Source organism: Bacillus sp. M6-12 (assembly GCF_002860285.1).
Classification (GTDB): Bacteria; Bacillota; Bacilli; order Bacillales; family DSM-1321; genus Peribacillus.
The window spans coordinates 240,661-260,613 of record NZ_PGVF01000027.1 but is presented as its reverse complement, the minus strand read 5'-3'; the positions used below and the strand labels follow the sequence as shown (position 1 = coordinate 260,613).

The window sequence follows — 19,953 nt, the reverse complement described above, 5'->3', positions numbered from 1 at the left end:
GAATACGCGTTCTATCGTTTCGTTGTGCTCTCCTTGATCTCCTTTGATTCTTCCTTGTTGAACTTATCAGGAGGAAAAGGTCTTTTTCCGTGATCTTCCCGGTCTTGATTGATTTCCTCCTGGAGCTTCTCCTGATAGGCACGTGTTTCCTTACGGACCCTTTTCTTGGCAAACTTATGTTTATTCGCCCTTGCCTTTACGTGTGTTGAATCAATGAAAACATGCTCGGCACTGATCAGCTTCTTGTCGGCTGCCGTCTTAAGGATTCGGTAGAAAATCTGTTCAAACATTTCTGTATCTTTAAAACGGCGCTCATAGTTCTTGCCGAAAGTGGAGAAATGGGGCACCTTGTCATGGAACCCATAACCCAGAAACCACCGGTAGGCCATATTGGTTTCCGTTTCCTTGATTGTCTGCCGCATAGAGCGAATGCCAAATGTATATTGAATGAATGTGAGTTTAATCAGGATAACAGGGTCAATGCTTGGGCGGCCGACTTCCGAATAAACATCCTTCACCAAGTCATAGATAAATGAGAAGTCAAGGGCTGCTTCCATCTTACGGACCAAATGGTCCTGTGGGACAAGCTGGTCTAAAGTAACCATCTCTAATTGATCTCGTCGGATAGGATTGTTTTTCGAAAGCATCTTCGTCACCTCAATCATTTTATGTATCCATTTTAAAATAGATTTTAGGAACGTTCCATAGTAAACGTTTAAAAGCCTGTTGATGGGAGTGGAAGGCGCGAAGACTCCTGCGGGAGCAGCGGGACAGGTGAGACCCCGCAGGAGCATGCGACGAGGAGGCTCACCGCCCGCCCCGCGGAAAGCGAAGCGCCTGGAACGGAAATCAACAGACCCCATTAACAGGCCAAATAAAAAAATAACTGCAGGCAAACTCGATTTCATCGAGTTTGTCTACAGTCTGAAATCCTTCTCAGGGAAGGAACTTACGTGATGATGCTGCTTTTGTTTGCGGACAGGAATCACCAGCATAATGATAAAGTTATGCCAAAACAAGCCTGTTGTGGGGCAAAAAATATTACTGCAATACGATCAGGATTTATTTGCACCCTAAATGGAGTTGTTACTCCCGCTTCGCGAATAAGCTGTCTGACCCTGGTTTCATTTCCGCGTGCGCCGGCAGCCTTTAATTGTTCTGCAAAACCAGGAGTATATGCAACAGCTCTCAAAAGCTGCTGAATTTCTTGCGTCACAGGCAACAGCTGTGCCGCCGAATATTTCATGACTTGAATGTCGCTTGGCTCCTGGGTTTGACGGTATCCATGGTAATTATAATAACCATCAGAATCCTGGTAGAACGAATACATTTTTTCAGCTCCCTCAGATATTGTCACAACAGTATATGAGAAGGTAGGCAAATGTGTTTATCGATCGGTCAAACAGGATGTTCACAATAAAAAACACCCTGCGTTCTAAACAGGGTGTGTAATCTTATTAATGTGTCGGGAAAAATATCATTTGAATCAAGAAAATGAACCCAAAAATATAAATAATCGGATGCACGGTCTTAGCTTTTCCGCTAACGGCTTTTAATAATGGGTAAGTAATAAAGCCAATTGCAATTCCAGTGGAAATACTTGACGTTAGCGGCATAGTTAATATAATTGCGAAGGCTGGAAAAGCCTCATCGAATGATTTCCAATCTATACGGGCAAGCCCTTCCATCATAAAGCAGCCTACGATAATTAAAACAGGTGCGGTAATAGCTGGCAGGGAAGAAATCGCTGAAATCACCCCGGAAAAGAAAATAGCGATAGTAAATAAAGCTGCTACAATAACCGAAGTTAGGCCTGTCCTTCCTCCAGCGGCAACACCTGCACTTGATTCAATGTATGCGGTAGACGGGCTCGTGCCGAACATTGCTCCTGCGGCAGTCGCTATGGCATCTCCAAGAAAAGCCATTTTGGCACGAGGGAATTTCCCATCCTTCATTAAACCCGCCTGTTCGGAAACACCAATCATTGTACCCGTTGTATCGAAAATTGTAACAAGCAAGAAAGCAAAAATAACTGCATAAAGCCCGTTTGAAAATACTCCAGCAATATCAAGGTCAAAAAACACAGGTGCGGGAGGGGCTGAAATCACTTTGTCAAATTTAAGCATATTGAACATATAGCCAAAAACAGCCGTAATAAGCATACCGAAAAACAAAGCCCCATTTACTCTTCTAGCCATTAATATTAGGGTAATCAATAACCCGGCAAGTGATAAGACCGTTCCTGGCTGGTGAAGGTCACCCAGTGTAATCATCGTAGCTTCGTTAGGTACTACGATACCGCTTGATTTCAAGCCAAGAAATGCAATGAATAGTCCGATTCCCGATGTAATCCCGTATTTAACAGAGCTGGGGATTGCTGTAATAAGCAATTCCCGGAATTTACTGAGACTGATCAGGATAAAGATTAAACCTGCGATAAATACTGTCCCAAAAATAGTTTGATAAGATAATCCTTGTGTGGCAACTACACTCGCAAAGTAGGCATTCAAGCCCATTCCTGGGGCAATTGCAACAGGATACCTCGCAAAAATCCCCATTATCAGGGTCCCTGTTACTGCGGCAATAATAGTTGCCATAAATACTTGTTCAAATGGTACACCTACAGAGGATAAAATCGCCGGGTTAACCACAACGATATATACCATGGTTAAAAAGGTCGTAAATCCGGCTACTACTTCCGTTTTTACAGATGAATTATGTTCTTTCAAAGCAAAAAATTTCTCAATCATTTTATGTAGCCCTCCGGATATTCTAAAAACGAATAAAATAACAAAACCTATATTATATTATTCGTTTTTTATACGAAATTCAACTATAAAACAAAGAAATTCAGCCTTTTTTAGAGAGCACCCATGCTAGCGGGTTCAAAAATAAAAAAAACCATATGAATCATTGATTCATATGGTCCTTCATTTGCGATAATATTTTCTTTTCAAGCCTTGATACCTGAACTTGCGAAATCCCTAGCCGGGATGCAACTTCGGACTGGGTCTGGTCTTTGTAATACCGCAGAAAAACTATCAGTTTTTCGCGTTCATCCAGCTCCTGGACCGCTTCTTTCAAGGCGATTTTATCAAACCATTTTGTATCATTTGAATCTGCTATCTGATCAAGCAGGGTAATTGGATCTCCGTCATTTTCATATACAGTTTCATGGATGGACGAAGGACTTCGGCTTGCTTCCTGGGCCATAATGATTTCTTCAGGAGAGAGCTGCAGATGCTCCGAAAGTTCATTTACCGTCGGAACCCTTCCATACGTTTTGGACAGCTCCTCTTTAGCCCTGCGGATTTTATTGGCCATCTCTTTAAGCGACCTGCTCACCTTTACCGTTCCGTCATCCCGGATAAACCGCTGGATTTCGCCAATGATCATGGGAACCGCATACGTTGAAAATTTCACCTCAAACGATAAATCAAATTTATCTACCGATTTCAAAAGCCCAATACAGCCAATCTGGTATAAATCATCAGGTTCATAACCGCGATTCAAAAAGCGCTGCACAACTGACCATACCAATCGTAAGTTGCTTTTTACAATCAGGTCTCTTGCATCCTGGTCCCCACTTTGGCTGCGTCGGATCAAATCTCTTACTTCATCATCCTTCAGATGGACTTGGCCCTTTTCTTTTTTGACACCCACATCCATAAGCAAATCTCCTTAATTGCACAAAGCTTTACTTTTAGTTACGTGCTTTTTCAACCGGACGATTGTGCCTTCACCACGGTGCGAAACAACCTGGATTTCATCCATAAAATTTTCCATTATGGTAAAGCCCATTCCTGAACGCTCAAGCTCAGGCTTGGAGGTATATAGCGGCTGCATAGCTTCCTCCACATCAGCAATCCCTATTCCTTCATCCCTGATGATAAGCTCGATAAGTTCGTCTTCGATAGTTACAGAAATAAAAACGGTGCCATTTGAATTATTTTCATATCCATGAATAATCGAATTTGTCACGGCTTCAGAAACAACTGTCTTAATTTCAGTAAGCTCATCCATAGTTGGATCTAGCTGAGCAATAAACGCAGCAACTGTTACACGGGCGAAGGATTCATTTTGGCTAAGCGCAGAAAACTGCAGTTCCATTTTATTTTTCATACCTAAGCAACCCCCAATCTTTGTAAAGCATTTTCTTCGGAAACCTCGAGCCGGATAATTTTAAAGAGCCCGGACATATCGAATAAACGCTTTATCGACGGGGAAATTGCACAAACGATCATTTCGCCCTGTGTTTGTTTGATTTGATTATATCGCCCAAGAATCACACCAAGTCCAGAGCTGTCCATAAATGAAAGCTCCTCAAGATTTAATATAATATGCCTGATTCCGTGCTTTTCAATTTCACGGGTAGCCTGGTTCTTGAGATCTTCCGCAGTATGATGGTCCAATTCGCCTTTCAGCCGGATGCAAAGAATCTGGTTCCTTGCTTCCATTTCAATAGTAAGACTCACTATATACAGCCTCCCTTTTCTGTCGTCTAGTGAGTCATTTCTATTTTCTTATTCAAAATTCCTTCATACTGACAAAACTAGTGCTTATTCGAGATTGTTAGCTGCTGAACCGAACATTTTAGACAAAGATTGCTAATCTGCAGATGAAAACATTCCAAAAGCACGCTTATACATTTCCCACCAGCTGGCCCGGTCTACCGTTTCTTTAGCGACAATTGGAGATTTAACAAGCACCTTTCCATCCTTTACGATTGAAAATGTCCCGATTTTATCTCCATGCTTAATTGGTGCTACAAGGTTTTTCTTAATCGAAATTTTTTGAGTCAGATCCTTTACATTTCCGCCTTTTTTAGTTAGGACAGAAATCGGTTCGCTCGTTACAGCAGTTACTGTTTTGGAAGAGCCTTTGCTGACTTTGACCTTTTGAAGCGAAACGCCGCGTTTATAGATCGGATGTGTCATATACTGGGAAAAAGCATAATCAAGCATCTTGGTTACCTGAGCATTTCGCTCCTTAGGGGTCGAGGCACCGAAAACCACAGCAATGACTCGCATATCTCCCTTTTTAGCAGTTGCCGTTAAGCAATATTTTGCCTCATTTGTAAAGCCAGTTTTTAGCCCGTCAACACCTGGATAAAACTTTACCAGCCGATTGGTATTAACAAGCCAGAATTTCTTTTCTGTGTCTTCACGCAAATATGCCTCATATGAACCAGTGAATTTTGTTATTAAGTTATATTTCAGCAATTCCTTACCCATGATTGCCATATCATGAGCTGTGCTATAGTGGTCGGCTTCCGGAAGTCCTGTTGCATTTTGGAATTTTGTATTCTTCAATCCCAGTTCCTTCGCCTTTTTGTTCATCATGTCAATGAAGCCTTCTTCTGAGCCCGCAATTCTCTCAGCCATGGCTACAGATGCATCATTACCTGAACCTATTGCAATACCTTGGAGCATTTGTTCAGTTGTCATTTCCTCGCCAGGCTCAAGAAAGATTTGCGAACCGCCCATTGATGCGGCAAACTCGCTTGTCCGGATTTTTTCCTTTAATGTCAGCTCGCCCTTATCGATCGCTTCCATGATTAAAAGCATGGTCATGATTTTGGTCATGCTTGCAGGAGGCAGTTTTTCATCTGAATTCTTTTCATAGAGAATGGCTCCTGTATCCCGTTCTATCAAGATTGCCGATCTGGCATTTTCGGCTAGTTCAACACTTTTCTGTTCAGCTGCCTTGGCAGTGTTTACTGCAGGCAACGTCATGCTGGATAGTAAAACTACAGTAAAGCATAGAGAAAGAATGCTTTTCATCTCCAAACCCTCCAATCTTTATAGCTTCCATCTTTTCCAAACCATCCAATTTTATACAGCAGATTTTAGAAAAAGATTTTCTAAAAACAACAAAAAAGCTGATTCGTCGGGATTTCCCTTCGAATCAGCTTTTTCAGCTGGTATCTTATATTTTTTCCATTAGCTCTGTTAAACTCGCCTGTTGATTTCCGCTCCCATCAACATAGTGCTATAACAACAATGAACTTTAACTTATCCTGTCATTAAGGGGTGATGACCTTATGGATCAGAATCGGCATTGGCACCTCTTCTTTAGATATCAGGATATTTTCATAAAGCTTGTCTTTCACTTCGTTAACATTTTCAAAATTGCTGTAAATGGTGGCTAGGGATTCGCCTTTTGATACTTTATCTCCGATCTTTTTCCGAAGCATTAGTCCGACAGCCAAATCGATAACTGAATCCTTCGTAGCTCTTCCTGCGCCAAGAAGCATAGCTGCTGTACCCACTTCATCAGCAACAATTTCCGCTACATACCCATCCTCTTTCGCTTCCAGCTCATATATGTATTTTGCTTGAGGAAGCATGGAAGGATCATCTACAACAGCTGCGTCCCCTCCCTGGGCTTCCAGAAAAACTTTAAAGGCCTTTAGGGCAGAGCCATCTTTTATCGCATTTTCAAGAAGAGCCCTTGCTTCATCGAATGATTGTGCCTTCTCTGCCAGAAGGACCATATGGCTCCCAAGTGTCAGCGAAAGCTCAGTCAAGTCATCCGGCCCTTCACCCTTAAGTGTATCTATCGCTTCTTGAACCTCTAGCGCATTCCCTATCGCAAAGCCAAGCGGCTGGCTCATATCTGAAATAACAGCCATCGTATTTCGCCCGACATTATTCCCGATATTAACCATGGCCCTTGCAAGAGCTTCTGAGTCTTCAAGTGTTTTCATAAAAGCACCAGCACCAGTTTTCACATCCAGAACAATCGCATCAGCACCAGCAGCGATTTTCTTACTCATGATTGAACTGGCAATCAGGGCAATGCTGTTAACGGTTGCAGTTACGTCTCTCAGTGCATACAATTTTTTATCGGCTGGGGTAAGATTTCCGCTTTGTCCTATGACTGCAAGCTTGTTTTGGTTAACTAGATTAATGAACTCTTCATTTTCGATTTCAACATGGAATCCTTCTACTGCTTCCAGCTTGTCAATCGTACCGCCGGTATGTCCAAGCCCGCGTCCTGACATTTTTGCCACCGGAACGCCAACCGAAGCCACAAGAGGTCCAAGAACCAATGTCGTTGTGTCGCCAACGCCCCCTGTACTGTGCTTATCTACCTTGATGCCTTTTATGGCAGACAAATCTATTGTGTCCCCTGAATGGACCATGGCCATTGTCAGATCGGCACGCTCTTTTTCTGTCATTCCGTTAAAATAAATGGCCATCGCAAGCGCGCTCATTTGATAGTCAGGGATGCTGCCATCTGTATAACCTGTGATTATATAATTAATTTCTTCTGCTGCCAGCTCCAGCCCATCCCGTTTCTTTTCGATCAAGTCTACCATTCTCATTACGATTCACCACTTTTTTAAATTATGGTTAACATCTAATAATTACTTAATTTCTGCTGAGGTCTAACTTCAGCGCCAAGCCCCGGCGCACAGGATGTGCCAGACCTTGGTCGTCGTTCCTTTTGTGAGGGCGCTTTTCGTTTTTCTATATGGTCTTTACAATTTCTTTTATCAGACCTAAGAAGCTGTGCTTCACCTTCTCGGTAGTTTCTATTACTTCCTCGTGGGAAAGCGGCTGGTCAAGTATGCCAGCAGCCATATTGGTGATGCATGAAATACCAAGCACTTTTATGCCGCTGTGTCTGGCTACGATGACTTCCGGAACGGTTGACATTCCTACCGCATCTCCTCCAAGCACCCTCGCCAATCGGACCTCTGCAGGAGTTTCATACGTTGGTCCCGAATTGCCGACATAAATTCCTTCCTTTAAGATAATGCCCTGCTTACGCGCAGCATCCCTTGCTTTTTCGCCCAGTTCTTTGGAGTAGGCTTCAGACATATCTGGAAATCGGGGACCGAATCTTTCATCGTTTGGACCAATTAAAGGATTTGTACCTGTGTTATTAATATGATCAGTAATCAGCATTAAATCGCCTGCTGAAAATTCTTCATTAACCCCGCCAGCAGCGTTTGTTACTATCAGTTTTTCAACCCCGATCAATTTCATGACACGAACCGGAAACGTGACTTTATCCATTGAGTAGCCTTCATAGAAATGAAATCTTCCCTGCATAGCGACAACCTGTTTACCGCTTAAGGTTCCCAGTACTAATTGGCCTGCATGGCCTTCAACTGTTGAAACCGGAAACTCCGGGATCTCGTGATACGGTATTTTTACAGGATTTTCGATTTCATCGGCCAGTATCCCAAGTCCAGATCCTAAAATCAAACCGATTTCCGGCTTTCCCTGAAGCTTTCCTTCAATAAATTCCGCAGCTTTCTCTAGCTTCTCATACATCATAATTACTCTCCTTATTCTATATCGCCTAAAAGATTTTTACCAAACAAAGGCATTTTTACTTTAAAATTAGCCGCTACCGCTGCACCGATATCAGCAAAAGTATCTCTTACAGGAAGCTCTTTACCGGATGAAAATCTCTTTGAATAAACAAGCAGCGGAACGTATTCACGGGTATGGTCTGTTCCCGGATGAACCGGATCATTTCCATGGTCGGCTGTTATGATCAATAAGTCATCTTCTGTTAATCTTTCCAGTACTTCAGGCATCCGCGCATCGAATTCCTCCAGCGCCTTTCCATAGCCAATTGGGTCCCGACGATGGCCGTATAGCGCGTCAAAATCTACAAGATTTAAGAAGCTGAGACCCGTAAAATCCATTTCAAGTGTTTGGACCAGTTTATCCATGCCATCCATATTGGAAACGGTCCGGAACGATTCGGTTACACCTTCTCCATCATAAATATCGGAAATCTTACCGATTGCCAGAACATCATAGCCGGCATCTTTTAGCTCGTTCATTACCGTTCTGTCAAAAGGCTTCAATGCATAATCATGGCGGTTCGGCGTACGCTGGAAGTTACCAGGTTCGCCAATAAACGGACGCGCGATCACACGTCCCAGTTTAAACTCATCCCTAAGTGTGATTTCCCTGGCAATTTCACAAATCTCATATAACTCTTTCAATGGAACAACATCTTCGTGAGCCGCTATCTGAAGCACTGAGTCTGCTGACGTATAGACAATCAGCGCTCCGGTCTTCATATGCTCTTCCCCAAGCTCCTTAATGATTTCAGTACCGCTTGCCGGTTTATTACCGATAATGCTGCGTCCGGTCTTTGCCTGAAGCTCCTGAATCAGCATCTCAGGGAATCCGTCAGGAAACACGCGGAATGGAGTACTGATATTGAGGCCCATAATCTCCCAGTGGCCTGTCATCGTATCCTTGCCCCTTGAAGCCTCTTTCATTTTCGTATAATAAGCAGTTGGATTTCCAGTTTTCTTAATCCCCTGGATTTCACGGATATTGCTTAAACCCATTGCCCCTAAGTTAGGCATATTAAGTCCATTCATTTTCTGAGCAATATGACCCAGGGTATCCGAACCGGTATCGCCAAACAGTTCAGCGTCAGGCGCCTCTCCAATTCCGACTGAATCCATTACAATTAAAAACACCCTTTTAAAGGCTGATGTATTTTCCATATTTATCCCTCCTGATTTTATAAATAGGAAATTAGTTACTTACAATTCATCTTTTTCCCAACCTCACTTGCCTTGGAACATTCTGGCTGAGTTTTTTCTCATTGTATAATTCCCTTTAGAATCCTAATTAATCTATGTATTGCTGTTTTCTTTTTAATGTCAGAAGTCTGACCTCTTTATTTTAAGCGAAAAGTAAGCCCTCTTACAAACATGAATTATAGTTATCATTCAATTAGGGGATCTTATATTTTTCCTCAGCGGCCTGTTTACCGTTAACGGCCGCTGGAATTTTTTCTGAGAAACTATTATTCTGCCATTTTTTATGCTCGAGGATGAAATTTAGAATAAACATCTTTAATTCTTACATTTGTTACATGGGTATAGATTTGCGTTGTCGATATATCGGCATGTCCAAGCATTTCCTGAACGGCACGAAGATCTGCGCCATTCATCAATAAATGGGTCGCAAACGAATGCCGAAGTGTATGCGGAGTGAGTTCTTTATCAATGGATGCTTCTTTTGCAAGCTTCTTTAATATTTTCCAGAAGCCCTGTCTTGTAAGCCTGTTGCCAAGATGGTTCAGAAATAGCGATTCCGTCTTCGTTTTCCGGTTAGCAAAGTGCGGTCTTCCTTTAGTCAAATAATCCTCGACCGCATTCAATGCCGTTTGGCCAATCGGAATTATTCTTTCCTTGTTACCCTTCCCGACACAGCGGACAAATCCCATAGCTGCGTGCACATCGCTAACGTCCAGGCTGATCAGTTCACTGACCCGCATACCGGTTGCATACATAAGCTCGAGCATCGCCTTGTCTCTTTTGCCATAATGGGTATTTTCCCGGGGCGAATCAAGCAAAGCCTCTACCTCTGCCTGGCTCAATGCCTTTGGAAGACTCTTTTCCAGCTTTGGAGAATCAATATGAACTGATGGATCCTGGTCGGCTGCTTTTTCCCTTATAAGGAATTGATGAAAGGAACGAACCGAAGCGATATGGCGCGCCAATGTTTTCGCTGATTTTCCCTGATCCTTTAAATGGGCCAGAAAATGAATGATATGAGTCCTGCGGCACTCATTCCAATCCAATATTTTTTCTACATTATTAAGGTACAGCAAATAAGACCTCAAATCTCGTTCATAGGACACCAATGTGTTCTTTGCCAGTCCTTTTTCAACTGTTAAAAAGTGGATAAAGTCCTTAAGTTGATATTCCATTCTATTATTCTCCGTTCAAATAAAACAGCAATAAACGGTCCAACCATGTTTCATCACCTGACTCAACCGCTTTTGTAACCTTTATTGCCGCTCCTTTTGGTTCATCATAACGCTGATAATTCTCATATTCTTGATTTAACCATACCATTCCAAAATAAAAAAGAACAGTAAAGCTAACAAACAAAACAAAAACTTTCATAGTATGATACGCATTCCTAATCGTTGCCTTCATTCCCTGCTACCTCCGATCATAATCCTATTTCAATCTATGCCAATTAGGACAGGTTTTATACATAAAACAGCATTCCTGAAGGCAGTGGATTATCTTTACGGAGAATGGAAACCGAATCAATACTCTAAAAAATCGCTTTTACGTAATTAATCTGATTCACCTAATTGCTTCTTTTTTTCACGGAATTATGTTATTCATCACGGAATTAGTTCTTGTTTTCACGGGATAATATCGTTGTCTTGATATGGGTCTCAAAAGCAATCTAAATTTCTCCAATTAAAGACATCTTTTTTTAAAAATCTGACGCATTCCTTTTAAAACCACAAAAAAACCCTTTCCGCTTGGAAAGAGTTATTCTTGTTCAGTGTCAATTGTTTTGCCTTGGCATCTATGGCATATTCCATGAAATGTAAGCCTGTGGTCTTTGATTTTAAAATTCCAATCCCTCTCCACAATGGCTTCGACATCTTCAAGCAGGTCATCCTGTATTTCATCAACAGCCCCGCACTCAATGCAAACTAAATGGTGATGAAAATGAGCTGCCCCTTCCTGCCGTAAATCATAACGGGAAACGCCGTCCCCAAAATTTATTTTATCTACTATTTTTAATTCAGTAAGGAGTTCAAGTGTTCTATAGACAGTTGCTAATCCTATTTCAGGCGACTTTTCTTTCACAAGGAGGTACACGTCTTCTGCACTTAAATGATCCTCTTCATGTTCAAGTAAAACACGGACGGTTGCCTCCCGCTGAGGCGTCAGCTTATAGCTGGACGAGTGCAACTGTTTCTTTATTCTATCGATTCTGGTCTCCATATATTCCCCTCCCGCGCCGCAGTCTTTATTATTATATCAAATAGAGGGGAAGTGTCAAAATACATTCATTCTTATTAAGGAAAAATAATGTTTCTAAAAAAAGAAGCAATCTACTTAGCTAGAAGGGAAACTGCATTTTTCATTAGAGCTGGGGAAACATAAGCTTCGATTGCTCCCGCGGCACTCAAAAAGAAGATGGAAAAAGCCAGTACAGCTAAATAGCCTAAGAGCACAGGCTTCAGCGGTTCACGCAGCTGTTTCAGAAAAAGCCGCTTAATAAGCTTTATTGATAATGACACAGATAGAACAGCGATGAGGATAAAAATCGGGATGATTATGATATTTTGGGGAAGGATTGCTACAAATGAAAGAAGCAATCCATTCCAGCCCATTTGGTTCACCAAAAATCCGACGGTAAATCCGACAACCATGCCTTTTAAAAATAATAGCAAAAGAATGATCGGCAGACCGATGATAGAGATTCCCAGAATCCACATAACTCCTATATATTTAACATTATGGGTAAGACTTTGAAAAAACATGTCCGGACTTGCTGCTACCTTGCCCATGGAAACCTGTCCAAAAAATTGTGATAGGTAATAAAACAAATCCTCTTTTTGAGTAAAGCTTAAGCTATTGACTATCACTGCCCCAAATATAACTCCCATCAGAAAAAGGACGGTGATAAAAATATATATTGAGGAATTGTTGCGAATATGGTTGGCTGCGGCGGCTTGAATTGCGTTTTTTTTCTTCATTTTTAACTCCTCCTGATTATCACTTACTAGATTCTATGATTTTTGCCTCCGTTTATGACATTTTATTTTGCAGAGTAAGACCTTCAAAACCTGAAATATTTATAAAGAAAAATTTTCCATCTGCTAGCGAAAATTGTGATATAATTTCAAACAATCTTATTGTTGGTAGCAATTTAATAGGGGGTTTAAAGATGAATCCTATCATTCAATCTTTTCCTGAAAAAATAGAGTCAGCGAGACTTTATATCCGGCCTTGTTTGCCTGGCGATGGAGCAGCCGTCCATGATGCATTGGTCCACTCGCGGGCAGAACTAATGGAGTGGCTTCCATTCGCACAAAAAGAATCCACGCTGGATGAAGTGGAGGAGGGGATCAGGAAGTCATATGCGAAATTTATCCTTAGAGAGGATTTCAGGCTTCATATTTATCGGAAATCAGATGATGTTTTTATCGGTTCAACCGGACTTCACCGGATTGACTGGGATATCCCAAAATTTGAAATTGGCTATTGGATCGACTCCCGGTATGCAATAAAGGGATATGTAACGGAGGCTGTCGATGCTCTTACCGGTTTCGCGTTTGATTTTTATGGAGCCAATCGGGTGGAAATCCGCTGTGACTCAAAAAATGTACGCAGCAAATTAGTAGCTGAACGGCTGGGCTTTGATTTGGAAGCAGTTATGAGAAACGACAGCAGAAGTGCAGATGGCAAAGAATTGAGGGATACGTGCGTTTATGCAAGAACAAACAAGAATTAGTAAAGGAGGTTTTAAATTATGATAGAGTCTTTTTCTATCAGGATGCTCCAGCCAGAGGACGCAGAAGATTATGTCAGACTGCGACTAAAGGCTTTACAGGAGAGTCCCGAGGCTTTTGCTGTTACATACGAAGAAACAAAAGCTAATCAAAACTTTTTAGAAGTGACAAGAAGCAGGCTCGCGCTCGGGGAAAATGGATTCACGATAGGTGCCTTCGAAGGAAAGCTCCTTGCCGGAGTGATGACAATTGTTCGCGAAAACCACAGAAAAATGCACCATAAATCCTCACTATTTGCTGTATATACTGATCCTGAATTCAGAGGACGCGGCTTGGCAAAGGAATTACTTCAACAAGCCATAATTGAAGCAAGGAAATTAAATGGTATGGAACAGATCAACCTAACTGTCAACTGCAACAACGAGGCTGCCAAAAACCTCTATCTCTCGGCTGGCTTTACCATTTTCGGCACGGAAAAGCGTGCCATGAAGGATGGAGATATTTACTGGGACGAAGATTATATGGTTTTGAATTTATAAGCCCCCCCAAAAAAATCCCTGCATTCATCGCTGCAGGGATTTTTTTGGGGGTTAAAGAATTAAACTTCCAGCATAAACACTCTCAATATATTCAAGGACAGGGCCATATCCTTTTTGAGGAATGTCCCTCAGAAAATAGGAAATATATTTATTATCAGCTATGGATTCAAAAGTTGCAGTTGATTTTATTTCAATGCGCCATTTTTCTGTTGAAAATTCGATTGTGGTGTCATCCGCATTCGCATTGTTTTGAGAAATGATTTCCTGCACTTCTGGAGCTACTATTGATGATATTTCAGCCTCAGAGGCTCCTAGGCTAGTCCTGAATGCACTTTTTAATGTAGGATATAGAACCAGTCTAGAGGGCAGGATTTCATTGGCCGCTTTAATATAGGCGGTTGCCTCATCCTTTCCGCTGTTCATATACTCTGCTTTCTTCTCTTCAATTAATTGGCTGATGCTTTTGCGGTCGAGCATCATCTGTGCAGCCGATTCAGGACTCGAAGATTCAAATTCCTTCACAGCGTAATCTGTTTTCTCCAGCAGAACCGCTGTAGCAGCCAGAGCGGCCTGTTCAACTGAAAGATTGGCTTGCTCTTTTACAATATACACCTTCACAATGTTGATCGTGATAACAAAGATAAGAGCCACAATCCCAAGCAGCCAAAGCAAATAAAAAGTGGCATTGCCTCTTTCATTGTTGAGTACGCTCATGGAGCCATCACCTTGCCAATGGCTTCCTGCTCCAATTCCAAAGATGCTTTTTTTCTCCATTGATCAGGGATAAAGGTAAGTGAATGGTCAGTATATAATACTATTTTAAATTTTCCGTTTCCCAGATCGGTAGTCACGAGGTTTTTATATGAGATGACTTCGCTGTTGCCCAGAGTTTCCTGTGCTGAGTCAATAGCCTCGGTTAACTCGTTGGTGGCTGCAAACGTTTTGGCGGCATTGTTAACAGCCGTTTTAGCTGTAAATACGGCATATCCAGAAGCAACCACTTGCCAGAGGAGAAGGAAAAACATAAAGTAAAATGGCAGGATACCGAGAAATTCAATGCTCACAGAGCCTTTCTCATTTCGCAATCGTCGCCTTATAGCTCTGCTCATTGCCAGCTGCCTCCAATCTATTTATTTTAAATTGGAGGTACCAAACATGAAAAAGAACGAGTAACCAAGGTCTAAATATGGCCTCTCGGTATTCCTCCTCCAACAAATCTCTTACTCTAAATACTGAATAATAAAGCAGCCCTAAAAAGTAGAATGAAAAAATAACATCGAAGGAATTAAACAATGCAAATCCATAAGGAGTCAATATTGCTCTGCCTAGCAGATTGTATAAAAAGGAAAGCCCTAGAAAAATTGTTGCCAGCCACCAGATTTTAATCGGGATTAATTTCCGTTTATCAGCCATTTTTAAAGTGTTCCTTTCCTTTAGAAACCAATACCCGAGATAGACACCTAAAGTTAACCAGGTTAAAAGCACTACAAACCATACTTTTACCTTCTTAAAACCCCATTCAAACTTTTCATTCTCCATAGCCTGCACCCAAATCTTTTCGATATTTAATAGTTAAGTAAAAGAAGATAAGCGGAAATAAAAATGCATTCAGCAATACGCGGACAATTATATATACAAAACTATTATTTTCAAAGTCAGCTAACAGGTACAGAGAGCCTGACCATACCAGCAGGTTTAACGCTGCAATAATCATTACATCCAAAAGGATAAAAATATGTTCTTCTTTTAAAACCTTCCAAACGCCGTTAAGAGCTTTTCTTATGCTTTTTTCATCAGAGTATAGAGGAATCAGCAAAATGGCAGCTGTGGCCAAAACTGTTGGTATGAATAACAGAATGGAACCAAACATTCCTAATAGGAACAAAGCAATAGTAAAGAATCCGATATAACCAAATTTCTCAAAAAACACCTTCAATAAATCCAGCAATTTATAAGACGTATCACTTAAATCGTTCTTGGCCATGTAAAAGAAAGGCGGAAACAAAGCTGTAAAATTAAATATGATCAAAAAAACTATAATCAGATTATTCAGCTGAATGGTTTCAATACCTCCAAAATAAGCTATGGCCGAAAAAATAAAAAATGTGAAGGGCATAACCAATACTAAATTAATGAGAATAATATTAAATAAATGCCGATTAAACATCTCAGTAATATCCCTAATCATTTTGCAGTACCTTTTTTCTTTTTAAAATTTGTATAACGGCAAACGACACAATAAGTGAAATGGCCGAGTTACGCACCAGCCCTATATTGATTTCTGCAGGATCAGCAAATACCATTACATCAAACACAAAAACAGCAAATAATAGATTGATCACAGTTAGTGAAATGCTGGCCAGGTAACTGGCAAAATAAGGAGTTTCCGGATTCCAGATGGGTGCGAGCACACCGTTTAGCACATAACATAAAACGTAAAGAATCGACAATGAAAGTGCAATCTGATTGATATTAAAAAGTCCAAGCAAAAAGGAAATAAATATAAACAAAGCCAGAACAATTCCAATTCCCTTTAAGAACCCAGTTAAATTAAACATATTTTCCCCACCATTTATTATCAGCAGTTTTATCAGCTTTTTATATCCTCTGGTCTCTTTAGCATGGCAGAGGATATAAATGAAACTAATAAACCAATGCCAAATAACATCAGGGAAATAAAGAACGCCCCCTGGTGATCATTCAGCATATTCATTATCAGGAGCTCCTGACCATTTCTAAACGAAAAAGCCCCGATAATAATTAAGACAAACAAAAATACAAATGTGCCAAAAGCAATTCTTGATCCTTCAGGCCTGTGAAAGGCCTGAAAGATCAATTCCTTCTTAAATAATGAATAACCCAGTACCAGTAAATACAGCAAAAGAACTGGCCAGAACAGCAATGTATCATTAGTGATTCTCAGCAGTGGAGTTACCGTAAAAAACCCCATAGATATAAGCATTACGAATGTTACAAGAGAATTATATCTCACCGTACCCGGCACAGTTTTCCACCAATATCTGGAGATGGATAAACCTATAATAGTTATAAGCATATTTATAAGAAAAATGAAAAGTGACCCTGACGGAATGGCACTTGCTCCTGAACCAATTAAAAGGTCCAGCACTAGCAGGCCAAACGAATTTCCTTTCATAAAATCAGCTTTCTTATCCAAATAATCCACCCAACTTTCTAAATCCGCTCTTAACACCTTTGCTTATCCCATCATAAGCCCACTTAATTCCCTTTGTGAGGCCTTTCTTGAGATTCCTTCCCCTTTCAGTGCCATTGATTAGGTATGTTGTAATAAGACCAACGGTTAGACCTGCAGCTGCTCCGGCGACAGTACCCAAACCTGGAACTACCGATCCGGCTGCCATTCCGGTTGCAATGCTTGAGGCAACACTTCCTATAGCAGTTGAACCTACCCCAATAGCCAGTTCAGTCGTAACATCTGCGGCAAAGTCTGTAGACGCCCAGCCTTTATCAGATTTGCTTCCGGCAGGACTATAATCCCAAATGGACCCTGCAGTTGCCATGGCATAGTTTAGAGGGCCGTTCATTTTCATCACATTGCTTTTAGCAAAGAAGGCCTTATTCAGCCCTTTTTTGCTAAATGGATTCCAGCCATCATTGATACCGGAAACAACAGAATTTTTGACGAAGGTTTTAAGATCCATGTCTGTGGTCATATTCTGTTTGCTTTGCTGGAATGCATTAAATGTTGTTTCCTTGATCCTTTTTGTATGGTCTCCCAGTGCCCGTGCATTCCCATTCACATCATAGCTTTTAAATCGCTGGTAAAGATTATTCAGAACTTTGTTATCGAATTTCTTCCGGCCAGATACTTTATAAGCGTCCGTTCCGGCAATTTTTTCAATGTTAAATCCTCCATACCAGGAAAGAGCGGCTCCAGCAACATCACGGTTTAAAAAACCGAGACCGTAGGTTTTATAGTCATCAAAAAAACCTGCAACATGGCTAAACCAGCCTCTTTCTCCATCCGTTGTCTTGACAAGAATATTTAACAGGGAGGGAGGTTTTTCTTCTCCGGCAGATCCATCACCGGTTCCAGCACTTCCACCCGGACCCTTGCCGGCATTCACGCTTTGGCCCCCGTTAGGACCCTGGCCTCCATTCATGCCTTGCCCCCCGCTCAGGCCTTGGCCTCCATTTATGCTTTGGCCCCCGTTCAGACCTTGGCTTCTATTTATGCCTTGACCCCCATTTGGGCCTTGGCCTCCGTCCGGACCCTGGCCCCCATTAGTGCCCTGTCCCCCCTTAACTCCGCTTCCTCCATTAATAGGGGTTCCGCCTTGAATAGCACTTCCATTTTGCTCCATTCCCTTAAGTTCCCAGTAAAGTGAACCTGGGGGAATAGGGGTTGCATTTGGAATAATAAAAGTACCGCTGGCTAACGGTTTTGCGGGAAAGATAGGCTGCCCTGATAAAGAACCTGAATTTCCTGCATCAACAGGGTTTCCGGGCTGATATACCTCGCCGGGAACAATGAATACGCCCCCTTCAATCGGCTGTCCGGGCTGATATGCTTCTCCCGGTGTGATAGCCTTTCCCGGAGTAATAAAAGTGCCGGCATAAATTATGGATGGGAAGAAGATCCAGAACAGCAGAACGGCAGCCATCATCATGGCAGTTAACCTGTGGAATTTTATTTTCCCCATCTAATCGCTCACCCCGTTACTGAGTGTTTTGCTGATATTTTTGCTCCAAAGCGCTTATGGCTTCTGTGTAGCTTTTTTCATTTAATGCTCTAAGTTCTTCATTAAACTTATCAATCTCGCTAGAGATCCAGTCATGATATTCATTATTTTTCTTATCAAGGTAATCGTAGGATTCTCTTTCCATTAACTTTTCCTGCCAAAAGACTGACATTATCAGGTAGATGGTTGTTTCTTCATCCGTACATTTAACTTCTTCATTTGTGATATAACTAAAAATATCCAAACTGTTCCTCGTTTTTTTGAATTCGATATTCTGCATACCCTGCTCTTTCCAATCCTGCCATGTTTCAGCGAGATCATTAAGTTTTGACAGTTCTTTGCTTAATTCCGTCTCGTCTGCGACATTTGAATAGAGCCCTTTTGTGGCAGCAGCGATTTCATTTAGCTGATTTTGCCCTTTACTGTCCACATCGAACCCTATTACATTTACGATTGGAGTTACATTGGAATTATATAAATCCTTCGCAGCCTGTACAGGGTTATCCTCACATGTCGAAATCCCGTCGCTTACAAGGTAGACAATATTTGTATTTGCTGTACCATCAAACCTGGATAAATCCTTTTGAGATTCTCTCAAAGCAAGCCCTATCGGCGTCCAGCCCACAGGTTTGATCGTATCAAGTGAAGCCTGGAATTTTCCTTGGTCATATGGAGAAATAGGATAGACAATCTCACTGCTGCTGCAGGAAATCTGTTTATCCGAATCCGCATTGCTTCCCTTTTGCCCGTACACCCTTATCCCCACATTTGCTTCTTTAGGGAGAGTGCGGACAAACTTCAAAATAGATTCCTTGGCCGCATCCATTTTGGCTTTTCCATTCACAGATTGTGCCATGCTTCCTGAAGCGTCCAAAATGATTTGCACATTTAGCCTTTCTTTAAACTGGTAGCGTGTATCCTTGATCTCTGGATCCCCGATTGATTGAAAACGCAGCCGTTTTATTGCTTCTTCAGGTCCTTTATAGTCCTCCTGGACCATATCCAGCAGTTTATTATAAAAAATATCAAGTTCATTTTGAGAGGGACTATTTGATACATCCGGAAGCTCTTTAAATTTTTCCAATACCATTTTTTTGTCCTCGTCATTCATAAAGAAGCTAAATTCCTCATATTCGCCGACCTGCCTTGCTGCAAGTTGTTCGTAGGTTGCAGGAAGTGGTTCAGCCTCAATCTCTTTTTGTGCAGACGCTTCTGCCGCTGCTTTCTTTTCTCCTTCTTCGTTCCCTGCTTTTTCACTTGCTTCGGTTTTTTCTTTTGCGGCCTTTTCGGTTGCCTCAGCTTTTTCTTTTTCAGTACTTGTTTGACCATCCTGGCTGCAGCCTGATACTAAAATTAATAATGCAGACATGATAGCAAAATGGAATTTTAACAGCTTCATCATTTCCCACCTTAATTGTGTCAGACTGATA

General features: G+C 41.5%; 23 protein-coding genes and 1 pseudogene. 2 read left to right on the top strand and 22 right to left on the bottom strand.

The genetic code is table 11. From position 1 onward, the window contains the following. Nucleotides 1-20: 20 nt before the first annotated feature. From CVD28_RS24070 to spoIIM, 14 genes and pseudogenes are all read right to left on the bottom strand, one after another. Nucleotides 21-647, bottom strand: a pseudogene (locus CVD28_RS24070) (transposase); the annotation flags it as partial. Nucleotides 648-985: 338 nt separating this feature from the next. Next, on the bottom strand, nt 986-1,330 hold the full coding sequence (locus CVD28_RS24065; RefSeq protein WP_101597236.1) for a hypothetical protein: 345 nt from the start codon (nt 1,328-1,330) through the stop codon (nt 986-988). A 127-nt stretch (nt 1,331-1,457) separates the two neighbouring features. Beyond that, nucleotides 1,458-2,750: an NCS2 family permease gene (locus CVD28_RS24060; protein ID WP_101597235.1), complete on the bottom strand. Its 1,293-nt coding sequence runs from the start codon at nt 2,748-2,750 to the stop codon at nt 1,458-1,460. Nucleotides 2,751-2,910: 160 nt separating this feature from the next. Next, nucleotides 2,911-3,669 carry an RNA polymerase sporulation sigma factor SigF gene (gene sigF / locus CVD28_RS24055; protein ID WP_101597234.1) on the bottom strand — a complete coding sequence of 253 codons (759 nt, stop codon included), beginning with the start codon at nt 3,667-3,669 and terminating at the stop codon, nt 2,911-2,913. 12 nt (nt 3,670-3,681) lie between these two features. After that, nucleotides 3,682-4,122: an anti-sigma F factor gene (gene spoIIAB, locus CVD28_RS24050; protein WP_101597233.1), complete on the bottom strand. Its 441-nt coding sequence runs from the start codon at nt 4,120-4,122 to the stop codon at nt 3,682-3,684. A 2-nt stretch (nt 4,123-4,124) separates the two neighbouring features. Further along, complete coding sequence (gene spoIIAA, locus CVD28_RS24045) at nt 4,125-4,475, bottom strand: anti-sigma F factor antagonist (protein WP_101597232.1); 351 nt, start codon at nt 4,473-4,475, stop codon at nt 4,125-4,127. Nucleotides 4,476-4,607: 132 nt separating this feature from the next. Then, on the bottom strand, nt 4,608-5,783 hold the full coding sequence (locus CVD28_RS24040; RefSeq protein WP_101597231.1) for a D-alanyl-D-alanine carboxypeptidase family protein: 1,176 nt from the start codon (nt 5,781-5,783) through the stop codon (nt 4,608-4,610). Between the two features lie 242 nt (nt 5,784-6,025). Continuing rightward, entirely contained in the window at nt 6,026-7,330 is a 1,305-nt protein-coding gene (locus tag CVD28_RS24035; protein WP_101597230.1) for a pyrimidine-nucleoside phosphorylase, read from the bottom strand. Between the two features lie 145 nt (nt 7,331-7,475). Beyond that, complete coding sequence (locus CVD28_RS24030; protein ID WP_374702566.1) at nt 7,476-8,288, bottom strand: purine-nucleoside phosphorylase; 813 nt, start codon at nt 8,286-8,288, stop codon at nt 7,476-7,478. 14 nt (nt 8,289-8,302) lie between these two features. Further along, nucleotides 8,303-9,490, bottom strand: a complete 1,188-nt coding sequence (gene deoB / locus CVD28_RS24025) for a phosphopentomutase (protein WP_101597228.1) — start codon at nt 9,488-9,490, stop codon at nt 8,303-8,305. A gap of 320 nt (nt 9,491-9,810) precedes the next feature. Next, nucleotides 9,811-10,704: a site-specific tyrosine recombinase XerD gene (xerD, locus tag CVD28_RS24020; protein WP_101597227.1), complete on the bottom strand. Its 894-nt coding sequence runs from the start codon at nt 10,702-10,704 to the stop codon at nt 9,811-9,813. Between the two features lie 4 nt (nt 10,705-10,708). Next, nucleotides 10,709-10,936, bottom strand: coding sequence for a YqzK family protein (locus CVD28_RS24015; RefSeq protein WP_101597226.1), 228 nt, complete (start codon nt 10,934-10,936; stop codon nt 10,709-10,711). Nucleotides 10,937-11,287: 351 nt separating this feature from the next. Continuing rightward, nucleotides 11,288-11,749 carry a ferric iron uptake transcriptional regulator gene (gene fur / locus CVD28_RS24010; RefSeq protein ID WP_101597225.1) on the bottom strand — a complete coding sequence of 154 codons (462 nt, stop codon included), beginning with the start codon at nt 11,747-11,749 and terminating at the stop codon, nt 11,288-11,290. Between the two features lie 110 nt (nt 11,750-11,859). Then, nucleotides 11,860-12,507: a stage II sporulation protein M gene (gene spoIIM / locus CVD28_RS24005; protein ID WP_101597224.1), complete on the bottom strand. Its 648-nt coding sequence runs from the start codon at nt 12,505-12,507 to the stop codon at nt 11,860-11,862. A 191-nt stretch (nt 12,508-12,698) separates the two neighbouring features. Between spoIIM and CVD28_RS24000 the strand changes: the two genes are divergently transcribed. Together CVD28_RS24000 and CVD28_RS23995 are read left to right on the top strand one after the other, a co-directional pair. Next, nucleotides 12,699-13,265: a GNAT family N-acetyltransferase gene (locus CVD28_RS24000; protein WP_101597223.1), complete on the top strand. Its 567-nt coding sequence runs from the start codon at nt 12,699-12,701 to the stop codon at nt 13,263-13,265. A gap of 18 nt (nt 13,266-13,283) precedes the next feature. Next, nucleotides 13,284-13,802 (top strand): GNAT family N-acetyltransferase, encoded by a 519-nt coding sequence (locus CVD28_RS23995; protein ID WP_101597222.1) that lies wholly within the window; start codon nt 13,284-13,286, stop codon nt 13,800-13,802. Between the two features lie 51 nt (nt 13,803-13,853). On the opposite strand, the gene CVD28_RS23990 is transcribed toward CVD28_RS23995, so the two are convergent. From CVD28_RS23990 to CVD28_RS23955, 8 genes are read right to left on the bottom strand one after another with little or no spacing between them, the layout of a single operon-like run. Beyond that, nucleotides 13,854-14,516 (bottom strand): hypothetical protein, encoded by a 663-nt coding sequence (locus CVD28_RS23990; RefSeq protein ID WP_101597221.1) that lies wholly within the window; start codon nt 14,514-14,516, stop codon nt 13,854-13,856. Further along, nucleotides 14,513-14,866: a pilus assembly protein gene (locus CVD28_RS23985; RefSeq protein WP_257985967.1), complete on the bottom strand. Its 354-nt coding sequence runs from the start codon at nt 14,864-14,866 to the stop codon at nt 14,513-14,515. Before CVD28_RS23985 ends, CVD28_RS23990 begins: the two co-directional genes overlap by 4 nt. 10 nt (nt 14,867-14,876) lie before the next feature. Beyond that, nucleotides 14,877-15,341, bottom strand: a complete 465-nt coding sequence (locus CVD28_RS23980; protein WP_101597219.1) for a hypothetical protein — start codon at nt 15,339-15,341, stop codon at nt 14,877-14,879. Then, nucleotides 15,331-15,990: a hypothetical protein gene (locus CVD28_RS23975; protein WP_101597218.1), complete on the bottom strand. Its 660-nt coding sequence runs from the start codon at nt 15,988-15,990 to the stop codon at nt 15,331-15,333. Before CVD28_RS23975 ends, CVD28_RS23980 begins: the two co-directional genes overlap by 11 nt. Beyond that, a complete protein-coding gene (locus CVD28_RS23970; protein ID WP_101597217.1) occupies nt 15,983-16,360 on the bottom strand; it encodes a hypothetical protein in 378 nt (125 codons plus the stop codon). Before CVD28_RS23970 ends, CVD28_RS23975 begins: the two co-directional genes overlap by 8 nt. A 32-nt stretch (nt 16,361-16,392) precedes the next feature. Further along, the gene (locus CVD28_RS23965) at nt 16,393-16,977 is read right to left on the bottom strand and encodes a hypothetical protein (protein WP_101597216.1); all 585 of its coding nucleotides are present in this window, start codon (nt 16,975-16,977) and stop codon (nt 16,393-16,395) included. Next, nucleotides 16,970-18,484 (bottom strand): hypothetical protein, encoded by a 1,515-nt coding sequence (locus CVD28_RS28340; protein WP_180954295.1) that lies wholly within the window; start codon nt 18,482-18,484, stop codon nt 16,970-16,972. The genes CVD28_RS23965 and CVD28_RS28340 overlap by 8 nt, the downstream gene beginning before the upstream one ends. 16 nt (nt 18,485-18,500) lie before the next feature. Continuing rightward, a complete protein-coding gene (locus CVD28_RS23955) occupies nt 18,501-19,922 on the bottom strand; it encodes a vWA domain-containing protein (protein ID WP_257985966.1) in 1,422 nt (473 codons plus the stop codon). Nucleotides 19,923-19,953: the final 31 nt, after the last annotated feature.